This window comes from Psychrobacter sp. 16-MNA-CIBAN-0192 (assembly GCF_040309565.1).
GTDB lineage: Bacteria > Pseudomonadota > Gammaproteobacteria > Pseudomonadales > Moraxellaceae > Psychrobacter.
Genome location: NZ_JBEOOX010000443.1, coordinates 1 through 257 on the forward strand (window position 1 = coordinate 1; position 257 = coordinate 257).

Sequence of the window (257 nt, forward strand, 5' to 3'; positions counted from 1 at the left end):
ACGCAGAACACGGTAAAAAATCAGAGCAAGTTAAAAAGATCACCGTTTCGATCCCGCTAAATGTATTAAAGGTATTAACTGACGAACGTACACGTCGTCAAATCAATAACCTTCGCCATGCTACAAATAGTGAATTGCTATGTGAGGCATTTTTGCATGCTTTTACTGGCCAACCTTTACCAAATGACGATGACTTACGTAAAGATAACGCCGAAAAAGTGCCAGAAGAAGTTAAAAAAATAATGCAAGAAATGGGT

The 257-nt window shown here is 38.1% G+C and carries 1 protein-coding gene; it reads left to right on the forward strand.

Going from position 1 to position 257, the window contains the following annotated elements:
• Positions 1 to 257: met regulon transcriptional regulator MetJ (gene metJ / locus AAEY78_RS13890; RefSeq protein ID WP_352339952.1), on the forward strand; the 257-nt coding region annotated here is incomplete at both ends.